This window comes from Pseudomonas sp. DWP3-1-2, from assembly GCF_049896285.1.
Classification (GTDB): domain Bacteria; phylum Pseudomonadota; class Gammaproteobacteria; order Pseudomonadales; family Pseudomonadaceae; genus Aquipseudomonas.
Genome location: NZ_JAFCTZ010000008.1, coordinates 71,574 through 97,648, shown reverse-complemented (window position 1 = coordinate 97,648; position 26,075 = coordinate 71,574). Strand labels below are relative to the sequence as shown.

At 59.0% G+C, this 26,075-nt stretch carries 25 protein-coding genes and 4 tRNA genes; 5 read left to right on the top strand and 24 right to left on the bottom strand.

The genetic code is table 11. The features are described from left to right. Window positions 1-147 precede the first annotated feature (147 nt). The 5 genes from ACP7B0_RS17485 to ACP7B0_RS17465 form a co-directional block, all read right to left on the bottom strand. Complete coding sequence (locus ACP7B0_RS17485; protein ID WP_426142715.1) at window positions 148-963, bottom strand: OmpA family protein; 816 nt, start codon at window positions 961-963, stop codon at window positions 148-150. Beyond that, entirely contained in the window at window positions 960-1,313 is a 354-nt protein-coding gene (locus tag ACP7B0_RS17480; RefSeq protein WP_426142714.1) for a DUF4398 domain-containing protein, read from the bottom strand. The genes ACP7B0_RS17485 and ACP7B0_RS17480 overlap by 4 nt, the downstream gene beginning before the upstream one ends. 10 nt (window positions 1,314-1,323) lie before the next feature. Continuing rightward, window positions 1,324-2,154, bottom strand: a complete 831-nt coding sequence (locus tag ACP7B0_RS17475) for a substrate-binding periplasmic protein (protein ID WP_426142713.1) — start codon at window positions 2,152-2,154, stop codon at window positions 1,324-1,326. A 123-nt stretch (window positions 2,155-2,277) separates the two neighbouring features. Then, window positions 2,278-3,207, bottom strand: coding sequence for an electron transfer flavoprotein subunit alpha/FixB family protein (locus ACP7B0_RS17470; protein WP_426142712.1), 930 nt, complete (start codon window positions 3,205-3,207; stop codon window positions 2,278-2,280). 2 nt (window positions 3,208-3,209) lie between these two features. Next, on the bottom strand, window positions 3,210-3,959 hold the full coding sequence (locus ACP7B0_RS17465; RefSeq protein ID WP_426142710.1) for an electron transfer flavoprotein subunit beta/FixA family protein: 750 nt from the start codon (window positions 3,957-3,959) through the stop codon (window positions 3,210-3,212). Here ACP7B0_RS17465 and ACP7B0_RS17460 point away from each other — a divergent pair. After that, on the top strand, window positions 3,958-4,167 hold the full coding sequence (locus ACP7B0_RS17460; protein WP_426142709.1) for a hypothetical protein: 210 nt from the start codon (window positions 3,958-3,960) through the stop codon (window positions 4,165-4,167). The two genes, ACP7B0_RS17465 and ACP7B0_RS17460, sit on opposite strands and share 2 nt — an antisense overlap. Before the next feature lie 314 nt (window positions 4,168-4,481). After that, the gene (locus ACP7B0_RS17455; protein WP_426142708.1) at window positions 4,482-6,137 is read left to right on the top strand and encodes an electron transfer flavoprotein-ubiquinone oxidoreductase; all 1,656 of its coding nucleotides are present in this window, start codon (window positions 4,482-4,484) and stop codon (window positions 6,135-6,137) included. Between the two features lie 49 nt (window positions 6,138-6,186). Here ACP7B0_RS17455 and ACP7B0_RS17450 read toward each other — a convergent pair whose 3' ends face one another. After that, entirely contained in the window at window positions 6,187-7,092 is a 906-nt protein-coding gene (locus ACP7B0_RS17450; RefSeq protein WP_426142707.1) for an AraC family transcriptional regulator N-terminal domain-containing protein, read from the bottom strand. Between the two features lie 180 nt (window positions 7,093-7,272). Here ACP7B0_RS17450 and ACP7B0_RS17445 point away from each other — a divergent pair, with 180 nt between their 5' ends. After that, window positions 7,273-8,325: an NAD(P)-dependent alcohol dehydrogenase gene (locus tag ACP7B0_RS17445; protein WP_426142706.1), complete on the top strand. Its 1,053-nt coding sequence runs from the start codon at window positions 7,273-7,275 to the stop codon at window positions 8,323-8,325. Window positions 8,326-8,398: 73 nt separating this feature from the next. On the opposite strand, the gene ACP7B0_RS17440 is transcribed toward ACP7B0_RS17445, so the two are convergent. The 5 genes from ACP7B0_RS17440 to ACP7B0_RS17420 all read right to left on the bottom strand — a co-directional run bounded on the left by ACP7B0_RS17440 (window position 8,399) and on the right by ACP7B0_RS17420 (window position 13,578). Beyond that, window positions 8,399-9,211: an IclR family transcriptional regulator gene (locus tag ACP7B0_RS17440; RefSeq protein ID WP_426142705.1), complete on the bottom strand. Its 813-nt coding sequence runs from the start codon at window positions 9,209-9,211 to the stop codon at window positions 8,399-8,401. A 65-nt stretch (window positions 9,212-9,276) separates the two neighbouring features. Next, window positions 9,277-10,587 carry an MFS transporter gene (locus tag ACP7B0_RS17435; RefSeq protein ID WP_426142704.1) on the bottom strand — a complete coding sequence of 437 codons (1,311 nt, stop codon included), beginning with the start codon at window positions 10,585-10,587 and terminating at the stop codon, window positions 9,277-9,279. A 154-nt stretch (window positions 10,588-10,741) separates the two neighbouring features. Then, window positions 10,742-11,890 carry a galactonate dehydratase gene (gene dgoD, locus ACP7B0_RS17430; RefSeq protein ID WP_020290348.1) on the bottom strand — a complete coding sequence of 383 codons (1,149 nt, stop codon included), beginning with the start codon at window positions 11,888-11,890 and terminating at the stop codon, window positions 10,742-10,744. A 64-nt stretch (window positions 11,891-11,954) separates the two neighbouring features. Next, entirely contained in the window at window positions 11,955-12,584 is a 630-nt protein-coding gene (locus ACP7B0_RS17425) for a 2-dehydro-3-deoxy-6-phosphogalactonate aldolase (protein WP_426142703.1), read from the bottom strand. 1 nt (window position 12,585) lies between these two features. Continuing rightward, a complete protein-coding gene (locus tag ACP7B0_RS17420) occupies window positions 12,586-13,578 on the bottom strand; it encodes a 2-dehydro-3-deoxygalactonokinase (RefSeq protein ID WP_426142702.1) in 993 nt (330 codons plus the stop codon). Window positions 13,579-13,901: 323 nt separating this feature from the next. Between ACP7B0_RS17420 and ACP7B0_RS17415 the strand changes: the two genes are divergently transcribed. Then, window positions 13,902-15,068 (top strand): acyltransferase family protein, encoded by a 1,167-nt coding sequence (locus ACP7B0_RS17415; RefSeq protein ID WP_426142701.1) that lies wholly within the window; start codon window positions 13,902-13,904, stop codon window positions 15,066-15,068. A gap of 56 nt (window positions 15,069-15,124) precedes the next feature. Here the strand turns inward: ACP7B0_RS17415 and asd are convergent, their stop codons facing one another. The 5 genes from asd to leuC all read right to left on the bottom strand — a co-directional run bounded on the left by asd (window position 15,125) and on the right by leuC (window position 20,435). Next, window positions 15,125-16,237, bottom strand: a complete 1,113-nt coding sequence (gene asd / locus ACP7B0_RS17410) for an aspartate-semialdehyde dehydrogenase (RefSeq protein ID WP_426142699.1) — start codon at window positions 16,235-16,237, stop codon at window positions 15,125-15,127. 67 nt (window positions 16,238-16,304) lie between these two features. Next, a complete protein-coding gene (leuB, locus tag ACP7B0_RS17405) occupies window positions 16,305-17,387 on the bottom strand; it encodes a 3-isopropylmalate dehydrogenase (RefSeq protein ID WP_426142698.1) in 1,083 nt (360 codons plus the stop codon). A 54-nt stretch (window positions 17,388-17,441) separates the two neighbouring features. Further along, the gene (locus tag ACP7B0_RS17400) at window positions 17,442-18,206 is read right to left on the bottom strand and encodes a class I SAM-dependent methyltransferase (RefSeq protein ID WP_426142697.1); all 765 of its coding nucleotides are present in this window, start codon (window positions 18,204-18,206) and stop codon (window positions 17,442-17,444) included. Between the two features lie 152 nt (window positions 18,207-18,358). Next, window positions 18,359-19,000 carry a 3-isopropylmalate dehydratase small subunit gene (gene leuD / locus ACP7B0_RS17395; RefSeq protein WP_426142695.1) on the bottom strand — a complete coding sequence of 214 codons (642 nt, stop codon included), beginning with the start codon at window positions 18,998-19,000 and terminating at the stop codon, window positions 18,359-18,361. A gap of 10 nt (window positions 19,001-19,010) precedes the next feature. Beyond that, entirely contained in the window at window positions 19,011-20,435 is a 1,425-nt protein-coding gene (gene leuC, locus ACP7B0_RS17390) for a 3-isopropylmalate dehydratase large subunit (protein ID WP_426142694.1), read from the bottom strand. Between the two features lie 142 nt (window positions 20,436-20,577). On the opposite strand from leuC, the gene ACP7B0_RS17385 reads away from it, so the two are divergent. Continuing rightward, a complete protein-coding gene (locus ACP7B0_RS17385; RefSeq protein WP_426142692.1) occupies window positions 20,578-21,450 on the top strand; it encodes a LysR family transcriptional regulator in 873 nt (290 codons plus the stop codon). 62 nt (window positions 21,451-21,512) lie between these two features. Here ACP7B0_RS17385 and ACP7B0_RS17380 read toward each other — a convergent pair whose 3' ends face one another. From ACP7B0_RS17380 to gltX, 8 genes are all read right to left on the bottom strand, one after another. Beyond that, window positions 21,513-21,989, bottom strand: a complete 477-nt coding sequence (locus ACP7B0_RS17380; RefSeq protein ID WP_426142691.1) for an Hsp20 family protein — start codon at window positions 21,987-21,989, stop codon at window positions 21,513-21,515. A gap of 102 nt (window positions 21,990-22,091) precedes the next feature. After that, window positions 22,092-23,060 (bottom strand): tRNA dihydrouridine synthase, encoded by a 969-nt coding sequence (locus ACP7B0_RS17375; RefSeq protein WP_426142690.1) that lies wholly within the window; start codon window positions 23,058-23,060, stop codon window positions 22,092-22,094. 28 nt (window positions 23,061-23,088) lie between these two features. Next, entirely contained in the window at window positions 23,089-23,538 is a 450-nt protein-coding gene (locus tag ACP7B0_RS17370) for an acyl-CoA thioesterase (RefSeq protein WP_426142689.1), read from the bottom strand. A 239-nt stretch (window positions 23,539-23,777) separates the two neighbouring features. Further along, a tRNA-Glu gene (locus ACP7B0_RS17365) sits at window positions 23,778-23,853 on the bottom strand. Window positions 23,854-23,930: 77 nt separating this feature from the next. Then, window positions 23,931-24,006 (bottom strand) — tRNA-Ala (locus ACP7B0_RS17360). 50 nt (window positions 24,007-24,056) lie between these two features. After that, window positions 24,057-24,132, bottom strand: a tRNA-Glu gene (locus ACP7B0_RS17355). 84 nt (window positions 24,133-24,216) lie between these two features. Continuing rightward, window positions 24,217-24,292, bottom strand: a tRNA-Ala gene (locus ACP7B0_RS17350). A 180-nt stretch (window positions 24,293-24,472) separates the two neighbouring features. Continuing rightward, window positions 24,473-25,954 carry a glutamate--tRNA ligase gene (gene gltX, locus ACP7B0_RS17345; protein WP_426142688.1) on the bottom strand — a complete coding sequence of 494 codons (1,482 nt, stop codon included), beginning with the start codon at window positions 25,952-25,954 and terminating at the stop codon, window positions 24,473-24,475. Window positions 25,955-26,075: the final 121 nt, after the last annotated feature.

The window sequence follows — 26,075 nt, the reverse complement described above, 5'->3', positions numbered from 1 at the left end:
CAGAACAGTTTGGAAGTGTACTGGGACAGTTCGCTGATCCGCCAGCCCTATGGTGATTGATTAAAAAAATGACCGGCTATACCGGCCAATCAAAACGCCTATCAGGACAAGAAACCCAGGCATCGGCATGAGGCCTGGGTTTATTTTTTAGCGAGCTGCGCCTAGACGGCCGTTTGCATCCGAAAAAACGATTTCTACACGACGGTTAAGTGCCCTGCCCCGCTCGGAGGCATTCACTTCGACGGGATATTGATCGCCGTAACCCTGGACTTCAATGCGCTTTTCATCAACGCCCAGGTCCGTCAGCACATCCGCAACCGCCTGAGCGCGGTCCTTGGAGAGCTGTAGATTGGACTGCTCGTCACCGGTGTTATCGGCATACCCTTCGATACGCACAACCCGCTGCGGATTGAGCAAGAGGAATTGCACGACTTTGAGCACTGTCCGATTGGCCGAGCTTTTCAGCTCCGCATGCCCGGTATCGAACAGCACGTCGCCCAGCGTCATCACCAGCCCTCTCTCGGTCTGGGTCGTGGCGAGGCTGACGATCTGGTCCTCGAGCCATTTGCCCTGCTGTTGCGCACTGGCGAGTTTGGCTTCACGCAACGCCAATTGCAGGCGCTGGCGATCCATCTCCATCTTGGCCAGACGCTCCTGATTCAGCAGCAGCGTGCTGTGTTCACGGGCGATTTCGCTGTAGCGGCTGCTGAGGTAAGCATAGTGCGCCACGTCATCACCGCTGCCCACATAACTGGAAAGCCGTTCGGCACGTCCCAGTAGCTCACCCGCCCGGATCACATCCTTGGGGGCGCTGCGCAACACATCGGTGTCTTCGCGAACCTTCTGGTAATCGGCGTTGGCTTGCTGCAGCGCCTGCCCACTGTCCGAGTGACCCGCGCAACCGTAAAGCCCCGCCGCGCCCAACAACACACCAAGACTCACTGCACGTGACAGACGGCTCATTGACTCTCTCCCAACTGCTTACGCAAACGATTGAGGCGAGTGTTCAATTGGTTGATCTGCTCCTGGCTCTTGGCTGTCAGAACCCTGGCCTCGGCCAGGCGCGCATCCAGCTCCGATTGCTCGGCCTGCATGCGTGCCTGCTTGTAGGACTGATTGGCCATGTCGATACGGACTTGCGCGAGCTTTTTTTCCGCCATTTGCAGCTCAGGCTGCTCGTCGGTAGCCCCGACGTCTCTGGCTTGCTCAACCGCTTTTTCAGTCAGTTTCACTTGTTCAATGGGCGCCGGATCGCTGGCGCAGCCAGCCAGGGCGACGAACACCACAGCGGCAAATAATGGGCGAATACTCACAAAACCATTCCTACTTGTTTGGGGCGCTGACGCTGGCCGGCTGCAGCAATTGCGCTTTCCAGAGTTCCTGATTGCGCACCACTGCTTCGCTCGACAGGCCGGAGGCGGCTGATTCTGTCATCTTTTTCGCCAGCTGTCCGCGCAGCCATGAATCGTTGCAGGCCGAATTGAAAGAAAGCGCAAGGTACAAGCCCGGCTTGTCCACGGGCGTCGGCTGGGCAATCAGATCCTGAGACAAGCCCAGGGTCTGAACCATGGCCATCCCCGCATAGTGACCGGCCAGGACGTAATCCACCTGCCCCAGCATCAGTTTTTGAAACGCCTCGGTAAGACCGGGCAGTCGCTCGACACCCAAGCGTTCCTTGACGGCCAAATTGAATGGCGAGGTCAGCCGTATGCGCTCCGAAACCGCGCCCTGATGCCCAACGAGGTCGGCCAGGGCGTTGAACGGCTGCGCCTGATCGCGTCGATTCCAGATCATGATGTCGTTATAGGTGACCGGCGGGTGCACGTAGTCCAGCGACTCCAGCTCTGCCACGCTCAATGGCGCGTCCACCAGCAAGTCCATGCGTCCACTGCGCACTTCCTCTAAAGCCTGGCTGCGTCTGCCGGCATACAGCAACTCCACCTTCAAACCCAACTCGGTGGCGGCATGCTTCAGCAGATCCGCATTTGCCCCAATCAAATGTTTCGGGTCCTGTGGGTCTCGCCAGAGGAACGGCGGCGCATCCGGGCTGCCGGTGGCAATCAGACGCTCACATTTTCCTGCGGCGAAGGTCAGGCTCGGGCCAAGCAGCAGCCCCAGTAAAAGCGAAGAAAACACGCGCTTGGGCCGACCCATGGGAACGTCCTTTTCAAAATTCAATAAAAAACCCGTCTGATCGGACTGTCAGCACCCAGCCAATAAGCCTACGTGCCGTACAGCCCGAAACAAACGGGTCTCTTTATAAGTGAACCGACTGGATTAAACCAGCTTCTCCAGCTCAGGGATCGCTTCGAACAGATCCGCCACCAGACCGTAATCGGCCACCTGGAAGATCGGCGCTTCTTCGTCCTTGTTGATCGCAACGATCACTTTGGAGTCTTTCATGCCGGCCAGATGCTGGATCGCGCCAGAGATACCCACGGCGATGTACAGCTGAGGCGCGACGATCTTGCCGGTTTGACCGACCTGCATGTCGTTCGGCACAAAACCGGCGTCCACGGCTGCACGCGAAGCGCCGACAGCTGCGCCCAGCTTGTCCGCCAGCGCGTACAGGTGCTTGAAGTTCTCGCCATTCTGCATGCCGCGACCACCGGAAACGACGATTTTCGCCGCAGTCAGCTCAGGACGATCGGACTTGGCCAGCTCTTCGCCGACAAAGCTCGAAATGCCTGCATCGTGAGCAGCCGAAACCGCCTCAATGGCAGCCGAGCCGCCATCAGCCGCGACCGGGTCGAAACCGGTGGCGCGAACGGTGATGACCTTCACGCTGGCAGAAGACTGAACCGTCGCAATAGCGTTACCGGCATAGATCGGACGCTTGAAGGTGTCAGCGGATTCCACCGAGATGATCTCGGAAATCTGGTCAACATCCAGTTGCGCAGCAACACGCGGGAGGATGTTTTTGCCATTGGAAGTGGCCGCCGCAAGAATGTGGCTGTAACCCGCACCCAGCTCCGCCACCAGCGGCGCGACGTTTTCCGGCAACTGGTGGGCATAGGCCGCGTTGTCCGCGACCAGCACTTTTGCCACACCGGCCACCTTGGCGACGGCTTCAGCTACCGCACCGACGCTTGCGCCAGCAACCAGTACATGGATGTCGCCGCCGATTTTCTGCGCGGCAGCGACGGTGTTCAACGTGGCCGGAGCCAGCGTCGCATTGTCGTGCTCCGCGATTACCAAGATAGTCATGTTTAGATTACCTTCGCTTCGTTTTTCAGTTTCTCGACCAGTTCAGCCACCGACTTGACCTTGATGCCCGCGCTGCGTGCAGCCGGTGCTTCAACCTTGAGGATTTTGGTCGTGGAAGCCGTGGAAACACCCAGAGCGTCCGGAGTCAGGACCTCCAGTGGTTTCTTCTTGGCCTTCATGATGTTGGGCAGCGACGCATAACGCGGCTCGTTCAGACGCAGGTCAGTGGTCACGATGGCTGGCAGGTTCAGGGAAACAGTCTGCGCGCCGCCGTCGATTTCACGGGTGACCGCAACCTTGTCGCCACTGACTTCGACTTTCGAAGCGAAGGTGCCCTGACCATAACCGCTCAACGCAGCCAGCATCTGGCCGGTCTGGTTGTTATCGCTGTCGATGGCTTGCTTGCCCAGGATCACCAACTGTGGCTGTTCCTTGGCGACCACTGCGTTGAGCAGCTTGGCGACGGCCAGGGAGTTCAGTTCGTCAGCGCATTCAACGAGGATGGCGCGATCGGCACCCAGTGCCAAAGCGGTACGCAGTTGCTCCTGAGCGGTGGTCGGGCCGATGGAAACGACGACGATCTCGGTCGCGACACCTTTTTCCTTCAGGCGTACAGCCTCTTCCACTGCAATTTCGCAGAAGGGGTTCATCGACATTTTGACGTTCGCGAGATCGACGCCGGAGTTGTCCGCTTTGACGCGAACCTTGACGTTGTAGTCGACCACTCGTTTGACAGCTACAAGAACCTTCATGGATTCCTCGTTTCTCTCCGGTGAAAAGAAAGTCGCCAGGGCAAGCCTGGGACTGGCAGCAAAAGCATTCTCGAATGCGCCGGGATGCAGCGCTATTCGTAAAGACCGAAGGGTGGGTTCACAAACCAAAACCACCGAAATCAGGGATAAACGCCCCTCGCCGTACTTCTGGCGCTTAGGGGTGTGTAAACTGCGCACCGCGCAATGACCGCCCCCGCCTTGCTCGCAGCGCCTCCTGGCGGCGAAGGCAAGCGGTGGATTCGACCACGACACGTGCAAACCGCCCGTATCTTGACCGCAACGTGTTTTCCGGTCAATACGACAAAACTGCCAGTGATGAGCCGCGCGACCATGATTTATCTGGCTTGCGGATAATTCAAACAAACGTTTGTATTGGACCTGCCGGGTGGTGTAGATATAATGCGCCGCATTTGAAGACGGGCAGGCAGTGAATGCCTCCGCACGTCGGTTTGTACGCTGTCTATAAAAAAATACTGATGAGCCTTGAGTAGGAGATAGCCTGTGGAACGCGAATTTATGGAATTCGACGTAGTCATCGTCGGCGCCGGCCCGGCCGGGCTTTCTGCCGCATGCCGTCTGAAGCAGAAGGCCGCCGAAGCGGGCCAGGAAATCAGCGTCTGCGTGGTCGAAAAAGGCTCCGAGGTTGGCGCACACATCCTTTCAGGCGCGGTTTTCGAACCCCGTGCGCTGAACGAACTCTTCCCCGACTGGAAGGAACTGGGTGCACCGCTGAACACTCCGGTCAAGCGCGATGACATCTATGTCCTGCGCAGTGCGGAAAACTCGGTGAAGGTCCCGGATTTCTTTGTGCCCAAGACCATGCACAACAGTGGCAACTACATTATTTCCCTGGGCAACCTGTGCCGCTGGCTGGCTCAGCAGGCTGAAAACCTGGGCGTGGAAATCTATCCGGGCTTCGCCGCTCAGGAAGCACTCTTTGACGAGAACGGCGTCGTCCGCGGGATCATCACCGGTGATCTGGGCGTGGACCGTGAAGGCCATCCCAAGGAAGGCTACTTCACCCCCGGCATGGAACTGCGCGGTAAATACACGCTGTTCGCCGAAGGCTGCCGTGGTCATATCGGCAAGCAGTTGATCAAGCGCTTCAACCTCGACACCGAAGCCGATGCCCAGCATTACGGCATTGGCCTCAAGGAAATCTGGGAAGTCGATCCGGCAAAGCACGAGCAAGGTCTGGTGGTGCACACCGCTGGCTGGCCGCTGGATGACGATAACATGGGCGGTTCCTTCCTTTATCACCTGGAGAACAATCAGGTGGTTGTGGGTCTGATTATCGACCTGTCCTACAACAACCCGTACCTGTCGCCGTTCGACGAATTCCAGCGCTACAAGCATCACCCGGTAATCAAGCAGTACCTGGAAGGCGGCAAGCGCGTCAGCTACGGCGCACGTGCCATCTGCAAAGGCGGCCTGAATTCGCTGCCGAAGATGGTGTTCCCGGGCGGCGCACTGATTGGCTGTGATCTGGGCACGTTGAACTTCGCCAAGATCAAGGGCAGTCATACCGCCATGAAATCCGGCATGCTCGCCGCTGATTCGGTGGCCGAAGCGCTGCTGGCGGGCAAGGAAGGTGGCGACGAGCTGCACGCCTACGTAGCGTCGTTCAAGTCCAGCTGGCTGTATGAAGAACTGTTCGCCAGCCGCAATTTTGGCCCTGCTTTGCACAAGTACGGCACGATCATGGGTGGTGCGTTCAATTTCGTTGATCAAAACCTCTTCGCTGGCAAGCTGCCGTTCACACTGCACGACACCAAACCGGATTTCGCCTGCCTGAAGCTGGCGGCGGACTCGAAGAAAATCGATTACCCGAAACCCGACGGCAAGCTCAGTTTCGACAAGCTCAGCTCGGTGTTCATCTCCGGTACCAACCATGAAGAAGAACAACCCTGCCACTTGAAGCTGACCGATCCGAGCATCCCGATTGGCACCAACCTGCCTTTGTACGACGAGCCGGCCCAGCGTTATTGCCCGGCGGGCGTCTACGAGGTGGTCACCCAGGAGGACGGCGAGAAGCGTTTCCAGATCAACGCCCAGAACTGCGTGCACTGCAAAACCTGCGACATCAAGGACCCTTCCCAGAACATCACCTGGGTAGCACCTGAAGGCAGCGGCGGCCCGACTTACCCCAATATGTAAACACATCAGTTGCTGTATAAAAGCCCCTTCGGGGGCTTTTTTGTGAGCTTCAGGCAGGAATCCGCAGGGTGATGCCCTCTTCGCCCGGGCTACGATTAAAGTAGCGTTTGTATTCGCGACTGAACTGCGACGTGCTTTGATAACCGACCCGGTGGGCGACCTGTGCGACACCCAGGCCTTCCGTGATCAGCATCTGTTGGGCCTTGAGCAAACGCAGGCGCTTGAGATACTGCACCGGCGACAGCAACGTACTGCGCTTGAAGTACTCGTGAAACGTGGAAGCGCTCATGTTCGCCTGACGCGCCAGCGTGTCGACGTTCAGCGGCTCGTCGTAATGACTGTGCAGATACGCCAGGGAGGCGGCGACTCGGGCGAAATGGCTCTGCTGGGCCACCAATGCCCGCAGCACACCGGCCTGAGGGCCACGCAACGCGGCATACAACACTTCACGCAGTCGTGACTGGCCCAGCACCTGACAATCCTGCGGGTCATGCAGGCAGCGCAACAGCCGCTCCACGCTTTCGCGCATGGACGCATCCAGAACCGCAGATGTCATGGACTCCGGCGTCTGGGCCTCGACAACCAGGTCGGGCGTCGTGCCCATGGCTTGCACCAGCTCGCTCAACATGACCCGATCTATCGCCACCGATACGCCGAACAACGGCGCCTGGGGTGTCGCAAAGGTTTCGCACATGAACGGCACGGAAAGGGCCTGCACCAGATAATGCCCGGCCCCATAGTCAAGCGTGCGCGAACCCAGGCTGGCCAGTTTGCCCCCTTGAGCAATGATCATCAGGCTCGGTTCGTAGATTTGCGGGCTGCTGGCAACATAGCTGTGCATCGAGACCACTTTTACCTCCGGCAATAGCGTCGGCACAAAGCCAGGGCGCGTCGCCAACGGCTTGATCAGCGCGACAAGGACGGCATTGGCATCGGAATGGTGGGGCAATGACATGAGACACCGGACAGAGGATTAGACACCTGCATCATCGCAGATATCTATCCTTAACAGATGAGAGCCGGGCAACTTCCGGAGTAATAGGCATGAATCGCGCAGGAATGACCATGGCCGGCAGGGCTGCACAGCTGGACAATGGTTCCATACCTACCCGCTAACATTTTGTGAGGTTCATCCATGATCAAAGCCATCGGCTATGCCGCCCAATCGGCCACCGCTCCGCTCGCCCCCATGAATTTCGAACGTCGCAGCCCTCGTCCTGATGACGTCGCGATTGAAATTCTCTACTGCGGCGTTTGTCACTCCGACATCCACCAGGCACGCAACGAATGGGGCTTCGCGTCCTACCCGCTGATGCCCGGCCACGAGATTGTCGGCAAAGTCACCGCTGTAGGCTCTGACGTCAGCACGTTCAAGGTTGGCCAGATGGTCGGTGTTGGCTGCATGGTGGATTCGTGCCGCACCTGTGAAGCCTGTAAAGCCGATCTGGAGCAGTATTGCCTGGAAGGCCCGACCCAGACTTACGCCTCCAAGGATCGCATCGACGGCTCCCTGACCATGGGTGGCTACTCCAACAGCATCGTGGTCAGCGACCGTTTTGTCGTCAGCATCCCTGAAAAACTCGACCTGGCCAGCGCAGCACCCATTCTGTGCGCGGGCATCACCACCTATTCGCCGCTCAAGCATTTCGGCGTCAAGGCTGGGCATAAAGTCGGCGTACTGGGCATGGGCGGCCTGGGCCATATGGGGATCAAGTTCGCCAAGGCCATGGGCGCTGAAGTCACCCTTTTCACGCGCTCGGCCAGCAAGGCCGAGGAAGGTCGCCGCCAGGGTGCCGATCATGTGATCGTGTCCACTGACGATGCACAGATGAAGGCTGCAGCGGGTCACTTTGACTTCTTGCTGGACACCATTCCCGTGCAGCACGACCTGAACCCCTACCTCGAAACCCTGCGCTTTGACGGCGTGCATATCCTGGTGGGCCTGATCGAGCCGATCAATCCTCCCGTGCATGGGGTCAATCTGGTCATGAAGCGTCGGGTTCTGGCAGGTTCGATGATTGGCGGCATGGCTGAAACTCAGGAAGTCCTGGATTTCTGCGCTGAACACGGCATCACCTGTGACATCGAAATGCTGGATATCCAGAACATCAACGCGGCATTCGAGCGCGTCGTCAAAGGCGATGTGAAGTATCGCTTCGTGATTGATATGGCCACGCTGAAAGCTTAAACAGCACCCGGCGCAGGAGCCTGCTGGCCTGCGATGACGTCAAACGCCATCGCGGGCAAGCGCGCTTACCTGTTCAACCGCCCAGCTCAGCCGAAAGCCTCGCGGCCACGCCCTTGATCAGCGGAATCAACTCGGCCATTTTTTCCAACGGCATGTAAGGCACGGTGCTGGCAATGCTGATCCCCGCGATGATCTGCTTGCTGGCGTCACGGATCGGTGCAGCCACGCAGCGGATGGAGGGTTCGTTGTCTTCCAGGTCGAACGCGTAACCACCTCGCACGTACTCATGCATACGCTGACGCAACTCCTCCCATGACTGCTCCTGATGGGTCGGCCAGAGTGGATTCTTGCCACCCACTGGCAGGCTGACGTCATACAGGCGTTGCCATTCCGATTCAGGGCTGTCCAGCAATAATGCCTTGCCGACGCCGGTGCGAAACAACGGCATCCGGTGGCCCACCCGCGAGCGCATTTCAGGGCCGTTGCGTCCCGGATTCTTGTGCAGGTACAGGACTTCGTCGTCATCGCGAACCGCCAGGTGCACGGTGTCACCCGTCAATTCTGAAAGCTCATCCAGATAAGGCCGCGCCAGCATGGCCAGCGGCACTTCTTCTCGGGCCTGGAAACCCAGTTCAATCAGCTTGGGGCCCAGCAGATAGCCCACTTGTGGCAACACCCGCAGGTAGCGTTCCTCCACCAGACAACTCACCAAACGATGGGTTGTGCTGCGGGTGGTGCCGATCTGGCGGGCGATTTCCTTGAGATCACGAGCGCCACCCGCCACGGCCTGCACAACGCCCAACCCACGCAACAGGGTTTGGGTGCCGGTGGGCGCCGGGTCTTTTATGGCGCTGTTGTTTGCAGAATTGTCGGAAACGGGCTGCATGTCAGGCCTTATAGAATCAAAGAGCTGGCGGCATTATCGTCGCCAGCCCTTGTGCATGCCAGTGATCAAATCTCGATGCGTTCGACCTTGCCCACCAGCAGGATGTACGACAAAGCCCCGATCAGTGCCAGCACAGCGATATAGGTGATTGCCGGTGCGAAGGAATCTCCGGACACCAGAAAACCGATCACGATGGGTGTGGCAATGGCCGACAGGTTACCGATGAAGTTGAATGTCCCGCCGGTCAACCCCAGCAGCCGCGCCGGAGCCAGGGTCGAGACCAGTGACCAAGTGATGGAGGCCAACCCGTTGCCGAAAAACGCCAACGCCAGGAACGCGATCACCAGCGGTGTCGAATCAACGAAATTGGCACCGATAATCGAGGTGGAAATCAACAAACCGGCAATGATCGGCAGTTTGCGCGCAAACCCTACCGTATGACCCCGGCGGATCAGCCAGTCGGAGAAGAACCCGGAGCAGAGCACGCCCACGAACGCGGCGAGAAACGGCAGCGAGGCCAGCAGGCCGGACTTGATGAAATCCATGCCGCGGTATTTCACGAGGTAAGTCGGGAACCACGTCAGGAAGAACCACAACGTCGAGTTAAGACAAAACTGCCCCAGGTAAATGCCCCACAGCTTGCGCTTGCTGAGCACGATCCCCAGGTCCAGCCAACTGAAACCGCGCTTGTTCTTCTCGGTGTCGGCCTGAATATCCACCAGCCCGCCACCGTCGCGAATCAGCTGAATTTCTGCCTCGTTGACGCCTTTGAAGTCTCGCGGCTCGCGATACACTAGATACCAGATCGCCGCCCAGACCACGCCCACAGCGCCCGTGCTGACGAACACCATGTGCCAGCCGTAGGTGGCTTGCAGCCAGGCCAGCACCGGCGTCAAAAACGCCAGCCCGACAAATTGCCCCGACGTGTAGAAGCCAATCGCCGTGGCGCGCTCACGCTCCGGGAACCAGGTGGTGACCACGCGACTGTTGATAGGGTACGCCGGGGCTTCCAGCGCGCCGACCGCCATGCGCAGCACGAACAGCGCGATGAAGCTGGCGGCGAAGCCCAGCATGATGGTCGCAATGGACCAGAGCAGCAGTGCCACGGTGTACAAAATACGCGGCGGAACCCGGTCGACCAGCCAGCCACCGGGTAGCTGCATGGCGGCATAAGTCCAGCCGAACGCCGAGAAAATCAGCCCGACATGAATCGGATCAATGCCCAGTTCGCTGGTCAGGGCTGGCGCGGCAATCGACAGGTTACTGCGGTCCAGATAGTTGATCACCACGGTGATGAACAGCAGCACCATGATGAAGTAGCGTTTGCGGCTCGGCGTAGCTAGCGAAGCCGCTCCTTCAAGGATTCGGGTTTGCATGGAAGTGCCTCTTTTTATGTTTATTGAGGTCGGTAGGGAATTCTGTTGGAGGCTTGCCCGCGAAGGCGTCGGATCAGGTAGTAAAGCTTTTGCCTGAAATCGGTTCGCGGGCAAGTCGGAACGCCGCCCGCTCGCTCCAACGACTAGTCAGCGATCACCACTCCGCAAAACTGCCGTCGGCATGACGCCAGATCGGGTTGCGCCAGCGGTGACCGATGGCGGCGCGTTCCTTGACGTATTCCTCATTGATCTCGATGCCTAGCCCGGGGCCGTTGGGGATCTTCACCATGCCTTTGTCGTAGTCGAACACCTCGGGATTCTTGATGTAATCCAGCAGGTCGTTGCTTTCGTTGTAGTGAATCCCGAGGCTTTGCTCCTGAATGAACGCGTTGTAGCAAACCGCATCCAGTTGCAGGCACGCCGCCAGGGCAATCGGGCCCAGAGGGCAATGCAGCGCCAGAGCCACGTCGTAGGCTTCGGCCATATTGGCAATCTTGCGGGTTTCAGTGATGCCCCCGGCGTGGGACGCATCGGGCTGAATGATGTCGACATACCCTTCGCTGAGCACACGCTTGAAGTCCCAGCGGGAGAACAGCCGCTCGCCGAGAGCAATCGGGGTGCTGGTCAAGGGGGCCAGCTCTTTGAGGGCTTCGTAGTTTTCACTGAGCACCGGTTCTTCAATGAACATCAGCTTGTACGGGTCCAGCTCTTTCATCAGCACCTTGGCCATGGGCTTGTGCACACGGCCATGGAAATCCACACCAATACCGACGTTCGGGCCGACCGCATCGCGCACGGCGGCGACATTCGCCAGGGCCAGATCGACCTTGTCGAACGTGTCGAGAAACTGCAGCTCTTCGGTGCCATTCATCTTCACTGCGGTGAAGCCGCGCTCGACGGCTTCTTTCGCTGCACGGGCGGTATCGGCAGGCCGATCGCCACCGATCCATGAATAGACGCGAATCTTGTCCCGCACCTGACCGCCCAACAGATCGCTGACCGACACACCCAGATGCTTGCCCTTGATGTCCCAGAGCGCCTGATCAATACCCGCCAACGCGCTCATGTGCACCGCGCCGCCACGATAAAAGCCGCCGCGGTACAGCACCGTCCAGATGTCTTCGATGTTGCGTGGGTCTTTGCCGATCAGATAATCCGAGAGTTCTTCCACAGCCGCCGCGACGGTGTGGGCGCGGCCTTCCACTACAGGTTCACCCCAACCGGTAATACCCTGATCGGTTTCGATTTTCAGGAAACACCAGCGTGGTGGAACGATAAAAGTCGTGAGTTTGGTGATTTTCATGGGTGCGATTTCTCTTGTTTTGAAGTGGCGTCTGCTGCGCCAATCAGTTCAATGGACGCTGCGCTTAACGGGCGGCAGTCAGTTGCGTCCAGGCCGTGACGTAAGCCTTCGCACGCTCGGCCACATCCGATGCGCTCATGCCTGGCTTGAACAAGCCTGAGCCCAGTCCGAAGCCTTTTACGCCGGCATCGAGGAACACTTTCATGTTGTCAGGCGTAATGCCTCCTACCGGGATCAGCGCCGTACCGGCCGGAAGCACCGCGAGCCATGCCTTGACCACTGCCGGACTCATCTGCTCGGCAGGAAACAACTTGAGCACGTCCGCACCTTCGGCCAGCGCCGCAAAGGCTTCGGTGGGCGTCGCAACACCCGGCGACAGGAACAGCCCGGCGGCTTTGGCCGCGCGCAAGACTTTGGGATCGCTGTGAGGCATGACGATCACCTGGCCGCCCGCCTCCTTGACCAGCTCGACCTGCTCGGGCGTCAACACCGTGCCAGCGCCGATCAAACAATCAGCAGGCAGGCTTTGACGCAACAAGCGGATGCTGTCGTACGGCTGTGGCGAGTTGAGCGGCACTTCGATCACCCGGAAACCGGCCAGGTACAACACATCGCCAATGGCCGGCGCTTCCTCGGGACGCAAACCGCGAAGGATGGCGATCAGACCATTCTGGACCAACGCTTGCTTGAGCATTTCAAACCTCTGCTTGAGTAGGAACAAGCAAGCCGGCCTTGACCGCCACTTGCCATAAACCGCGCTCGGTGGCCTGTTCGGCGACCGTCACGTGATGAAATCCACTGGCCGCCAGCCCACGGCCATACCGCATGCACAACGGTTCGCTACCGATCAGGATGACGGGCGGTAACGCGTCATGAAGGCTGCGTTGCAAGGTGGCCAGGGTCCCCAGTTCATGACCGATCAACAGGCCGGACAGGTAATCGGACTGTGCCGTCGGGGTGAGCTGCCCGGTCAAGCCGAGGGTGCGGCAACTGAAGATGGTCGACAGCGGCCCCGCCGCGCCGTCAGCAGAACGCGCCACGGCCACACCCCGATCGAACGCGGCCTCATCGAAGCCCTCGCTACGCTGCATGGTGCGGCCGAGAATCGTGTGTGCGCTCAATGCGGCGAAGACCTCACCGGTCATGAAGGTGTCGAAATGAACGATGCAGCCGTCAACAGCCTGAACCCATTTCGAGTGACTGCCGGGCAAGCCGATCAGCAACGGCTGGCGGGCTTCTGCTGCGGGAAGTGCCGAGAGAACGCCGAGCACCTGGGTCTCTTCGCCACGCATGACATTGGGCAATGTCGAACGCTGCAGAACGCCCGGAATGATATGGATGAGCACGCCGCGCTGACTGCGCACGCTTTGCAGCGCCGAGCTGAGGGCGACGACACTGGCAGGCGTTTCCTGATAAGCCGCCTCGCGCCAGCCCTGGGCGCTGCCGACCATGCCGCAGGCAATCACCGGCAGCTCCGGCTGCGCATCAAGCCAGTCGCCGCACGCCTCATCAAAAGCCAGTTCAAAACCATTGCTGCACATCACGCCCGCGATCAATCGCGGCGTGCCGGGCAATTGCATGATGCCCGCGCTCAAGGAGCGCTGTTCCAGAACCCGACCGTGTTCGCCGAGTCGATAAGCACGAAGTGAGGTGGTCCCCCAATCGAGCGCGATCAATTGCGCCTGCATCGCTTCACCTATTATTTTTTGAGCAGTGAGTGCGCTGCGACTATAAGCCGATCACCCAACAAATCTCAATATGTAATTTCACGTCCCATATTTAGGGATGAATTAAGCGCAATTCAGGCTGGCGTTAGATTGGAAGGATGTCGCATACTGATGGCCATTCAGCCAAATGCCATCACGCCGTCGACGCCCGTGTCGAGAGTGGTAACGTGCCTGTCATCTGACTATAAGGTCCGTTGAAGATCTGCTGAGCCTACGCTTTTTCGCGCCCTCGCCTCCGCTGCCCATTGCCGTTCGCCCTCCTCCTCTTCAAGGACATCCGTGCTATGAAGCGATTTCTCGTGCTCGACAGCTTTCGCGGGCTGTGCGCCCTCGCTGTGGTGCTGCATCACTCCCACGCCCTGCGAAGCTTCACCGAACTGGCGTTCTTCAAGCACGCCAATTACCTGGTTAATTTTTTCTTCGTGCTCAGCGGGTTTGTGCTTTACCACATCTACGCCGACCGGCTGGACAACTTGGCGCAGCTCAAGCGCTTCGTAATTGCGCGGATCTGCCGGCTTTACCCTTTGCATCTGGCCATGCTGCTGATCGCCCTGGGCTTGGAATGCTTGAAGCGGGTGGCCGAAAACAAAGGCATCAGCTTTGGCGTCGGCAGCTTCACGGGCGCGAAGGCTCCGGAAGAAATCCTGCCTAATCTGCTGCTGCTGCAATCCTGGTGGTCGGGCTTTAACCAGATGTCGTTCAACTTCCCGTCATGGAGTATCAGTGTCGAGTTTTACCTCTATCTGATTTTCGCGCTGGTGGTCGCAGCATTGCCTGGGATCCAGCGCACGGCGTTCGCAGCCATTGCGGCGCTGGCGTTTCTCGCGCTGTATTTCAATAATGTGTTGTTTCCCGAGGGTGCCCTGGTCGGGCTGAGTTGTTTCTTTACCGGTGCATTGACATACCGGCTTTACGCAAGGTTCAGGGATTTGCACATCAGTCTCCCGCTCGCCACCGGGCTTGAGGTCGTCAGCCTGTTGACGGTGTATCTGGCGGTCACCTACAGCGGTGCGTCCCAGAACATCTCCCTGAGCTTGCTGTTTTGCGCGGTCATTGCGGTGTTTTCATTCGAGGCCGGCTGGCTTTCACTGTTGCTGCGCACGTCACTGTTCAAATGGGCGGGCATGCTGTCGTTCTCGATCTACATGACCCATACATTCGTCATTCTGGTGTTGCTGATGAGCCTGATGCTGCTGGGGAAAGTGACCGGCCAGCCGCTGCTGATCGATCTGCCCGGACGGGAAGCTGGCGAACTGGTGCGGTACATCGCTACCGGCAGCGTCGCACTGGACAATGCGCTCATTGTCATCGAGCTGATCATGGTGCTGGCGGTTTCTGTACTGACCTATCGCTACATCGAATTACCCGGTATCGAACTGGGCAAGCTCTGGGGCCGCAAGGCGACCCGCGATCACGACGCCCCGCCGAAGCCTCGGGAGACGGCGTCCTGACGCACGGGCAAAAAAAAACCCCTCAAGCGAGGGGTTTTTTTGGTGTTATGCGCGGATCAACGCTCAAGCAGGATCCGCAGCATGCGACGCAACGGCTCAGCCGCGCCCCACAGCAACTGGTCGCCCACTGTGAACGCGCCCAGGTATTGCGAACCCATGTTCAGCTTGCGCAAACGACCTACCGGAATGCTCATGGTGCCGGTCACGGCCGTAGGGCTGAGTTCCTGGATGCTGGCCTCACGATGGTTTGGCACCAGCTTGACCCAAGGGTTGTGCTGGCTGATCAGACCTTCGATGTCGGCGATGGGCACATCTTTGTTCAGTTTGATGGTCAGCGCCTGGCTGTGGCAGCGCATGGAGCCGATACGCACGCAGATGCCATCGACCGGAATCGGGCTTTTGAAACGACCCAGAATCTTGTTGGTCTCCGCCTGCCCCTTCCACTCTTCACGGCTCTGACCGTTCGGCAATTCCTTGTCGATCCAGGGAATCAGACTGCCAGCCAATGGCACGCCGAAGTTTTCCGTCGGGAAGGCATCGCCGCGCATGGCGTCAGCCACCTTGCGATCAATGTCCAGAATGGCGCTGGCCGGGTTGGCCAACTCATCGGCGACTGCCGCGTGAGTAGCGCCCATCTGCTTGATCAGCTCACGCATGTTCTGCGCACCGGCCCCGGAAGCGGCCTGATACGTCATGGCGTTCATCCACTCCACCAGACCGGCTTCGAACAGGCCACCCAGGCCCATCAGCATCAGGCTGACCGTGCAGTTGCCGCCAATGTAATTCCTGGTGCCCGCGTCGAGCTGCTGGTCGATAACCTTGCGGTTCACCGGGTCCAGTACGATGACGGCGTCGTCCTGCATGCGCAGGCTGGAGGCAGCGTCGATCCAGTAGCCCTGCCAACCGGCCTCGCGCAGCTTGGGGAACACCTCATTGGTGTAGTCGCCGCCCTGGCAGGTCAGAATCACGTCAAGGGTTTTCAGCTCATCGATGCTGTAGGCATCCTTGAGCGGCGCAACATCCTTGCCCACGGCAGGGCCTTGGCCACCGACATTGGAGGTGGTGAAGAACACTGGCTCGATCAGATCAAAATCCTGCTCTTCCAGCATGCGCTGCATGAGCACGGAACCGACCATCCCGCGCCATCCGATCAGACCTACACGTTTCATCGCAACTACACCTTTTACAAAAAGTGGGCCGCTGCTTTCATGTGAAAGTGGCAGCGGGCCCGAGATATTACAGATTGCGCAGCGCGGCGACTACGGCGTCGCCCATTTCCTGCGTACCGACTTTGGCATTACCCGCCGACCAGATGTCGCCGGTGCGCAGGCCTTGATCCAGCACCACACTCACGGCCTTCTCGATGGCATCGGCGGCAACGGTCTGATTGAAGCTGTAACGCAGCATCATGGAAACCGACAGAATAGTCGCCAACGGGTTGGCAATACCCTGCCCGGCGATGTCCGGGGCAGACCCGTGACACGGCTCGTACATGCCCTTGTTGTTGGCGTCCAGAGAGGCCGACGGCAACATGCCAATGGAGCCGGTGAGCATCGAGGCTTCATCGGACAGGATATCGCCGAACATATTGTCGGTGACGATCACGTCGAACTGCTTCGGCGCGCGCACCAGTTGCATGGCGGCGTTGTCCACATACATGTGGCTCAGCTCGACGTCCGGATAATCCTTGGCCACCTGCTCCACCACTTCGCGCCACAACTGGCTGGAAGCCAATACGTTGGCCTTGTCCACCGAGCACAGCTTCTTGCCGCGCACACGGGCCATGTCGAAACCGACGCGGGCGATCCGACGGATTTCGCTTTCGCTGTACGGCAGCGTGTCATAGGCCTGACGCTCGCCGTTTTCCAACTCGCGAGTGCCCCGTGGCGCGCCAAAATAGATCCCGCCGGTCAATTCCCGGACGATCAGAATATCCAGACCGGCAACGATTTCAGCCTTGAGGCTGGACGCCTCAGCCAGTTGCGGATAGAGGATGGCCGGACGCAGGTTGCCGAACAGGCCCAACTGAGCACGGATCTTCAGCAGACCGCGCTCCGGGCGGATGTCACGCTCGATGGTGTCCCATTTCGGGCCGCCCACCGCGCCGAGGAGTACAGCATCCGCAGCACGGGCCCGCGCCAGCGTCTCGTCGGCCAGCGGCACACCATGCTTGTCGATGGCCGCGCCACCGATGACGTCGTGGCTGAGTTCGAAGCCCAGTTGATACTTGTCGTTGGCCAGCTCCAGCACCTTGACCGCTTCGGTCATGATTTCCGGGCCGATGCCATCACCTGGGAGAATCAGAATCTGCTTGCTCATAACACCCTCAAACTTTTTTTGTGACGGCGCTGCACATCAGCACCGCTATGAAAACTAGCGTTCTGCCCACAACACCAACACATCGGTGCTGAACGAGCCGTCAGCCGTAATCTCGAAATACTCGCGCACTTCGTCACCCATGGCCTGCTGCAGGGCCTTGATCGCCACGCAAAGGGCTTGCGGGGTGCGCATGCGCTCGACCCACGAGCTGTATTCCAGATGCAGGCGCTGGCGACTGTGACTGCGGGTGAACAAACCGGCCTCGCTGACCTGACGCAACCATTCGCCAGCCGAGTAATCGCGCACGTGACTGGTATCGCGCAGCACTTCGACACTTTGCAGGTAGGTGTCCAGCAGCGGACTGCCCGGCGACATGACATCGATAAACGCCGCCACTCCGCCCGGCTTCAGTACGCGACGCACTTCCCGCAACGCCAACCCCAGATCGCTCCAGTGGTGCGCTGAGTACCGACTGAACACGAAATCGAACTCACCGTCCTCAAAGGGCAGGCGCTCGGCCGCACCGCAAACGGTGCGTAAATTGTGCAAACCGCGATCCTGCGCCGCAGCGGCCACCACATCCAGCATCTGCTGCGAAAGGTCATACGCTACCACTTCACCAACCGCCGGGGCGACATGAAAGCTCACATGCCCGGCACCGCAACCCAGATCCAGCACCCGGGCTGCGCTGTGGCCCGCTACTTCGGCCTGTAGCAGCGCAAATTCAGCGCCCCGAGCGTGCACGGCACTGCTCAGATAGGCGGCGGCCTGTTCACCGAATTGACGTTGTACGACTTGAGTGTGTGCGGTGCTGGTCATGAGGCGTTCTCCAAGGAACATCTGAATAATCCCTGTTGGAGGGAGGCTTGCCCGCGAAGGCAATGGATCAGGAGAGGATGATATCGCCTGATCGATCAATTCGCGGGCAAGTCGGAATGTCGCCCACTCGCTCCAACGGTTATGTCGCTTTATCAGCCGCGAAACAACCACGGCTGGCTGGCGCGGTGCTTGCTCTCGAACGTGGCGATTGCGTCCCCGTCCTTGAGCGTCAGCCCGATATCATCCAGCCCTTCCAGCAGGCAATGCTTGCGGAATGCATCGATCTCGAAGCTCAAGACCTTGCCATCCGGGCGGGTCACGGTCTGCGAGGCCAGGTCAATGCTCAACTGATAGCCAGGCTTGGCTTCCACCTGCTGGAACAACGCGTCCACATCGGCTTCGTCGAGGATGATCGGCAACAGGCCGTTCTTGAAGCTGTTGTTGAAGAAAATGTCAGCAAAGCTCGGCGCGATGATGGCGCAGAAGCCATACTCTTCCAGCGCCCACGGCGCGTGTTCACGGCTGGAACCGCAGCCGAAGTTTTCCCGGGCCAGCAATACGCTGGCGCCTTGATAACGGGCGTCGTTGAGCACGAAATCCGGGTTAAGCGGACGCCTGGAGTTGTCCTGATACGGCTGCCCGACATCCAGGTAACGCCATTCATCGAACAGGTTCGGGCCGAAGCCGGTACGCTTGATGGACTTCAAAAACTGCTTGGGGATGATCTGGTCGGTATCGACGTTGGCACGATCCAGAGGAGCGACCAGGCCGGTGTGCTGAGTAAAGGCTTTCATACTGGGCTCCTTAGTGCTGGATCAAGTCACGAACATCAACGAAACGACCGTTCACGGCAGCCGCAGCAGCCATCGCAGGGCTGACCAGGTGAGTACGTCCACCGGCCCCCTGACGACCTTCGAAGTTGCGATTCGAGGTGGACGCACAGTGCTCACCGCTTTCCAGTCGATCCGGGTTCATGGCCAGACACATGGAGCAGCCAGGTTCGCGCCATTCAAAACCGGCCTCGATGAAAATCTTGTCCAGACCTTCCTTCTCGGCCTGAGCCTTGACCAGACCGGAGCCCGGCACCACGATCGCCTGCTTGATGGTCGAAGCGACTTTACGGCCTTTGGCGATGTCCGCCGCAGCGCGCAAGTCTTCGATACGCGAGTTGGTGCAGGAACCGATAAACACCCGATCCAGCTGGATATCCGTGATTGCCTGATTGGCCTTGAGGCCCATGTACTTCAGGGCGCGCTCAATGGAGTCGCGCTTGACCAGATCCGCTTCCTTGGCCGGGTCCGGCACGTTCTGATCGACGGCAAGCACCATTTCCGGGGAAGTGCCCCAGCTGACTTGCGGTTTGATCTGCGCCGCATCGAGGGTCACGACAGTATCGAAATGCGCGTCGGCGTCGGACACCAGATCCTTCCAGGCTTCGACCGCCATGTCCCACTGCTCGCCTTTAGGGGCGAAAGGACGGCCCTTGACGTAAGCGATGGTTTTTTCGTCGGTCGCCACAAGGCCAACCCGCGCACCGGCTTCGATGGACATGTTGCAGATGGTCATGCGGCCTTCTACCGACAGATCGCGAATCGCGCTGCCAGCGAACTCCATGGCATGGCCATTGCCGCCCGCTGTGCCGATCTTGCCGATCACCGCCAGCACGATGTCTTTGGCCGTCACGCCAAACGGCAGCTTGCCTTCTACCGACACCCGCATGTTTTTCATTTTCTTGGCGACCAGGCACTGGGTGGCGAGCACGTGCTCAACCTCCGAGGTGCCGATGCCATGGGCCAGCGCGCCAAATGCGCCATGGGTCGAGGTGTGGGAGTCACCACACACCACGGTCATGCCCGGCAACGTCGCACCCTGCTCCGGGCCGATCACGTGAACGATGCCCTGACGCACGTCGTTCATCTTGAATTCGGTGATGCCGTATTCATCGCAGTTGTCGTCCAGGGTCTGAACCTGCAGACGGGACACCTGATCGGCAATGGCGTCGATGCCACCCTTGCGCTCAGGCGTCGTCGGAACGTTATGGTCCGGGGTGGCAATGTTGGCATCAATACGCCACGGCTTGCGACCGGCCAGACGCAACCCCTCGAAGGCCTGCGGCGAGGTCACTTCGTGGATGATGTGACGGTCGATGTAAATCAACGACGATCCATCGTCCCTTCTTTTGACTTCGTGGGCTTCCCAGAGCTTGTCGTACAGCGTTCTACCGGCCATCAATGGTTCCTCATCAGCTTATTTCTATGCTTTGGGCAATCGACTCGATGACCCTTTAGCTTGTGCGGACATGCTATGGAATATGCTTAAATAACTCCAATTCATATTTTTCATGCTTTGGATAACCAACTGGAATCTGACAATGGATCTGGCCAACCTCAACGCGTTTATTGCCATCGCCGAAACCGGTAGCTTTTCGGGTGCAGGGGATCGGTTGCACTTGACCCAGCCAGCCATCAGCAAGCGCATCGCAGGTCTGGAGCAGCAACTGAAGGTGCGCCTGTTTGATCGCTTGGGCCGTGAAGTCAGCTTGACAGAAGCGGGAAGAGCTTTGCTGCCCAGGGCTTATCAGATTCTTGATGTACTGGAAGACACGCGCCGGGCGCTGACCAATCTGACCGGCGAGGTCACCGGGCGCCTGACACTTGCGACCAGCCATCACATTGGCCTGCATCGACTTCCAACGTTGCTGAGAGAGTTCACGCGTCTATACCCACAGGTTGCGCTGGACATTCAGTTCCTCGACTCGGAAGTGGCCTATGAAGAAATTCTCCATGGTCGCGCCGAACTGGCCGTTATCACGCTCGCGCCTGAGCCTCACCACCTGATCAAGGCCGTGCCGGTCTGGGACGACCCGCTGGACTTTGTCGCAGCCCCGGAGCACCCGCTGACCAACAGCGGCCCGATGACCCTGGAAAACATTGTTCGCTACCCGGCGGTATTCCCCGGCAACAACACGTTCACCCACCACATCGTCAGCGGACTTTGCGAGGCCCAGGGGCTCAAACCCGATATCGCCATGAGCACCAACTACCTGGAGACGATCAAAATGATGGTGTCCATTGGGCTGGCCTGGAGCGTGCTGCCACGAACCATGCTGGACGAACAGGTGGCGCGCATTCCCCTGCCCGGCATCCAGCTCAGCCGCCAGTTAGGCTACATCCTGCACACTGAACGCACGCTGTCGAATGCGGCCCGGGCGTTCATGGGGTTGCTGGATGGGCAGGCTTCATAATCTCATGACTGAGAAACAGGAAAGGCGCCCATAAGGCGCCTTCCCGGTTGCAGCATCATTAACTACTTAGCTTGTCCATCCTGGTTTTCCAAGACTTGCTGCCCATTAATGGGAATGCGTTTGGCCTTGGCTTCTTCAGGAATCTGCCGCAGCAGGTCGATGGTCAGCAGGCCGTTAGCCAGCCCTGCGTTGCGAACCTCGATGTGATCGGCCAGACGGAAGGACAGTTTGAACGCACGCTCTGCGATGCCTTGATGCAGATACGTCACGTTGCTCTGTTCCTGCTTTTGCGCACCGTTGTCGCGCTTTGCGCCAGCAACGGTCAGCACGCCTTTTTCCACCTGAAGGTCGAGTTCTGCTTCCTGGAACCCAGCCACCGCGATGACGATGCGGTAGTTGTCTTCGGCCAGCTTCTCGACGTTGTAAGGTGGGTAGCCGCTGGCGCTGTCGTTACGGGCAGCCGACTCAAACAGATCGTTGAAACGATCAAAGCCCACGGAACTGCGGAACAGTGGTGCTAAAGAAAATGCTGTCGTCATGATCATTCTCCTGTTATCAGCGAGTGGTAAATCCGCGACCCGAATCCGGCATCGCGTAATCCCCAAACTAGAGTCGGCCATTCGCTTTTCAAGAGGGTATTTTCAGATTTTTTCTGACCGTTCGTCGGCTTCCGCGCCAAGCAAGCGCCCGATGCGCTCGCAATCCGTTTCACGCCGCAGAGCATCGAACAGCACCGTCGCTTCGGGGTAGCTTTTGGTCAGCAACGCCAGCCATTGTTTCAGCCGACCCGGCGCCTGGATGAGGGTCATTTTCTTCACGCAGTGCTGCCAGAACACCCGCAACATGGGTTGCAGCTCATCCCACGTCATGGGCACGACTTCTTCCCCCGCCTGCGCGGCGGCGATCTGCCGGGCCAGATCGGGACGCGCCACCAACCCGCGACCAATCATGATGTCCCGCGCGCCACAGATTTCACGGCAACGTCGCCAGTCGTCCACGGTCCAGATTTCACCGTTGGCGACCACGGGAATCTTGACCACATCCTGAATCCGCGCGATCCACTCCCAATGGGCCGGGGGCTTGTAGCCATCGACCTTGGTGCGCGCATGAACAACGATTTGCTCGGCCCCACCATCGGCCAGAGCACGAGCGCAGTCCAGCGCCAGGTCCGTGCTGTCGAAGCCCAGGCGCATCTTGGCGGTGACCGGTGTGGCCTTGGGCACCGCGCGGCGCACGTGTTCGAGAATCGCGTGCAGCAGCTCCGGTTCCTTGAGCAGCACCGCCCCGCCCCGTGAACGGTTCACGGTCTTGGCCGGGCAGCCAAAGTTGAGGTCGATCACCGGCGCACCGAGCTCGCAGGCAAAGGCTGCGTTTTCAGCCAGGCAGACCGGGTCGGAACCCAGCAGTTGTAAACGCAGCGGCGTTCCGGCGTCAGTCTTTGCGCCCTTGTGAAATTCGGAGGCGTATTTGTAGAAGTAATGGGCTGGCATCAAACGCTCGGACACCCGTATGAATTCGGTGACGCACCAGTCGATACCGCCGACCTTCGTCAGCGCGTCGCGCAGGATGTCGTCAACCAATCCCTCCATGGGTGCCAGGGCAATTTGCATGGGTCACACTCGAAAAAAGTCAGGCAGTTTACGGCGCGTCGACGGTGTTGGAAACCAGCGCCGGACCATAACCTTCGATGAATTCTGCAGGCATGCGCTTGGGCTTGCCACTGGACAGTTCGATACAGACAAAGGTGGTCTGGGCCCGCAGCAGTGTCAGTCCGTCGCCAGGGCGTCGTAACTGGAAACGGCGAGTCATTTTCAGACGGCGATCCCAGTCGACGATCCAGGTGGCCAGCTCAAGCTCATCATCTTCATAGGCGCTGGCCAGGTAGTCGATTTCATGGCGGACCACAGCCATGGCCCGGTCAAGACGCCGATACTCGGTCAGGTCCAGCCCTAACTGTTGCGAGTGGCGCCAGGCGCAGCGTTCCAGCCAGGTGACATAGACCGCGTTATTGGCGTGGCCCAGACCATCGATATCCTCGTTCGATACATTGAGGTCGATGACAAACGGTGTCGCCCTATCCCAAACCATGCTCCCTCCCTTTTCCGGCGGCTGTCGATAACCTTCATCAGCGCGCCAGTGTAACCAAAGTCGGACGAGATTCACCCCATGCGTCAGGTCACAGAGGACGCGACGACCAGCAGGGCACGAACTGAGGCTTGGGAGGCTTGACGAGGGCGATTGATCACAGGAAAGAAAATAAAGCAGCAGAAAAACAAAAGGGCCATTCAATAATCGAATGACCCTTGGTCTCGCAGAGCGAGAAATCGTGGCGTCCCCTAGGGGACTCGAACCCCTGTTACCGCCGTGAAAGGGCGGTGTCCTAGGCCACTAGACGAAGGGGACGCAAAACCTTCTGCAAGTGATCAAGTCAGACTTGATCGACTCAAGGTCAGTGTGGCTGAACCTTGAACCTTGTAAATTGGTGGAGCTTAGCGGGATCGAACCGCTGACCTCCTGCATGCCATGCAGGCGCTCTCCCAGCTGAGCTAAAGCCCCGGATTTATCGCCTCGCGGCGGAGCAAACCTTGCGGCGTGCTTCTTGAAAATGGCGTCCCCTAGGGGACTCGAACCCCTGTTACCGCCGTGAAAGGGCGGTGTCCTAGGCCACTAGACGAAGGGGACAAAACCTTCAGTACATGACCGGTGCTGGAACCGGAAATCGTACCTTGCTTCAAGGCAGTGAAGCTGCGCCTTGAAACTCTAAATTGGTGGAGCTTAGCGGGATCGAACCGCTGACCTCCTGCATGCCATGCAGGCGCTCTCCCAGCTGAGCTAAAGCCCCACGTTGTGGACGGGGCGCATATTAAGCGTGGGACGGGAGGCTGTCAAACTTATTTTCAACAATTTCCAATATTTTCTGTCGGCATTACAACCACTTACCATTGCCCCCCATGAAACCGGGAGGCTTGAGGCCACCGCGCAACCCAGCGGGTTCACGCAATGGCCATCGCTACGCCGATGCTCAGGCAATGGTGCCCAGCAGCTTTTCCCATTCCTTGTTTTCTTTCTTGGACACGCCACCCAGCAGGTCGATGGCCTGGCGCAAGCGGAAGCGCGTCAGATCAGGGCCGAGGATTTCCATCGCATCGGTCACGGACACCGAGTTGGCCTGCCCCGTGATTGCCGCGAACATCAACGGCATGGCATCGCGCAATTTGAGCTCCAGATGCTCCACCACGGCTTGAATACAGGCAGTGATCGGTTCCTTCTCCCACTGACGCAAGGATTCGAGCTTCCAGAGGATCAGTTGCATGACCTGACGCACCTGATCACTGGACAGCTTCTTGTGCTCAAAGAGTTTCGCATCCGGGGTCACGCCACCGGCGAAGAAGAAGCCAGCCAATGGCGCGATCTGGCTGAAGGTCTCTACCCTGCCCTGCACGTGAGGCGCGATTTTCATCATGTACGCAGGATTCAGCGCCCAGTTCTGCACGCGGCTGGCGAACGCTTCCACCGGTAATTCGCGCAGCCACTGGCCGTTGAGCCACGACAGTTTTTCGATATCGAAGATCGGACCGCCCAGGGAAACCCGGGACAGATCGAAATGCTCGACCATTTCCTGCAACGAGAATTTCTCGCGCTCGTCCGGCATCGACCAGCCCATGCGACCCAGATAGTTGAGCATCGCCTCCGGCATGAAGCCCATGCGTTCGTAGAACGTCACCGAGGTCGGGTTCTTGCGCTTGGAGAGCTTGCTCTTGTCCGGGTTACGCAGCAGCGGCATGTAGCACAGTTGCGGCTTTTCCCAGCCGAAGTATTCGTAAAGCAGAATCAGCTTGGGTGCCGATGGCAGCCATTCTTCACCACGCAGCACGTGGGTGATGCCCATCAGATGATCGTCAACGACGTTGGCCAGAAAGTAGGTCGGCAGGCCGTCGGTCTTCATCAGCACTTGCATGTCCATGCGATCCCACGGGATCTCCACTTCGCCACGCAGCATGTCCGGCACCACGCAGACGCCTTCGCTTGGCACTTTCATGCGGATGACGTGGGGTTCGCCAGCCGCCAGACGACGGGCGACTTCTTCTTTGGAAAGCAGCAACGCACGACCGTCATAACGCGGGGTTTCGCCCTTGGCCATTTGCTCGGCGCGCATCTGGTCCAGTTCTTCGGCGGTGCAGAAGCACGGGAAGGCATGACCCAGTTCAACCAGTTGCTGAGCGTACTTCTGGTAGATCTCGCCCCGCTCGCTCTGGCGATAGGGACCATGAGGGCCGCCGACATCAGGACCTTCGCTCCATTCGATACCCAGCCAGCGCAAGGCGTCGAAGATCTGCTGTTCGGACTCGCGGGTCGAACGCAACTGATCGGTGTCTTCGATACGCAGGATGAATTCGCCACCGTGCTGCTTGGCGAAGCAATAGTTGAACAGCGCGATGTAAGCCGTGCCAACGTGGGGGTCGCCGGTGGGCGATGGCGCGATGCGGGTACGAACGGTGGTCATGGAAAATCCCGATAGGTCAATCAAGCGGCGAATGTTAACAGGCGCGGGGGTTTGGGCTCCAGCGGCGTTAACTCCGTTGGAGCGAGCGGGCGGTGTTCCGACTTGCCCGCGAATCAGGCCA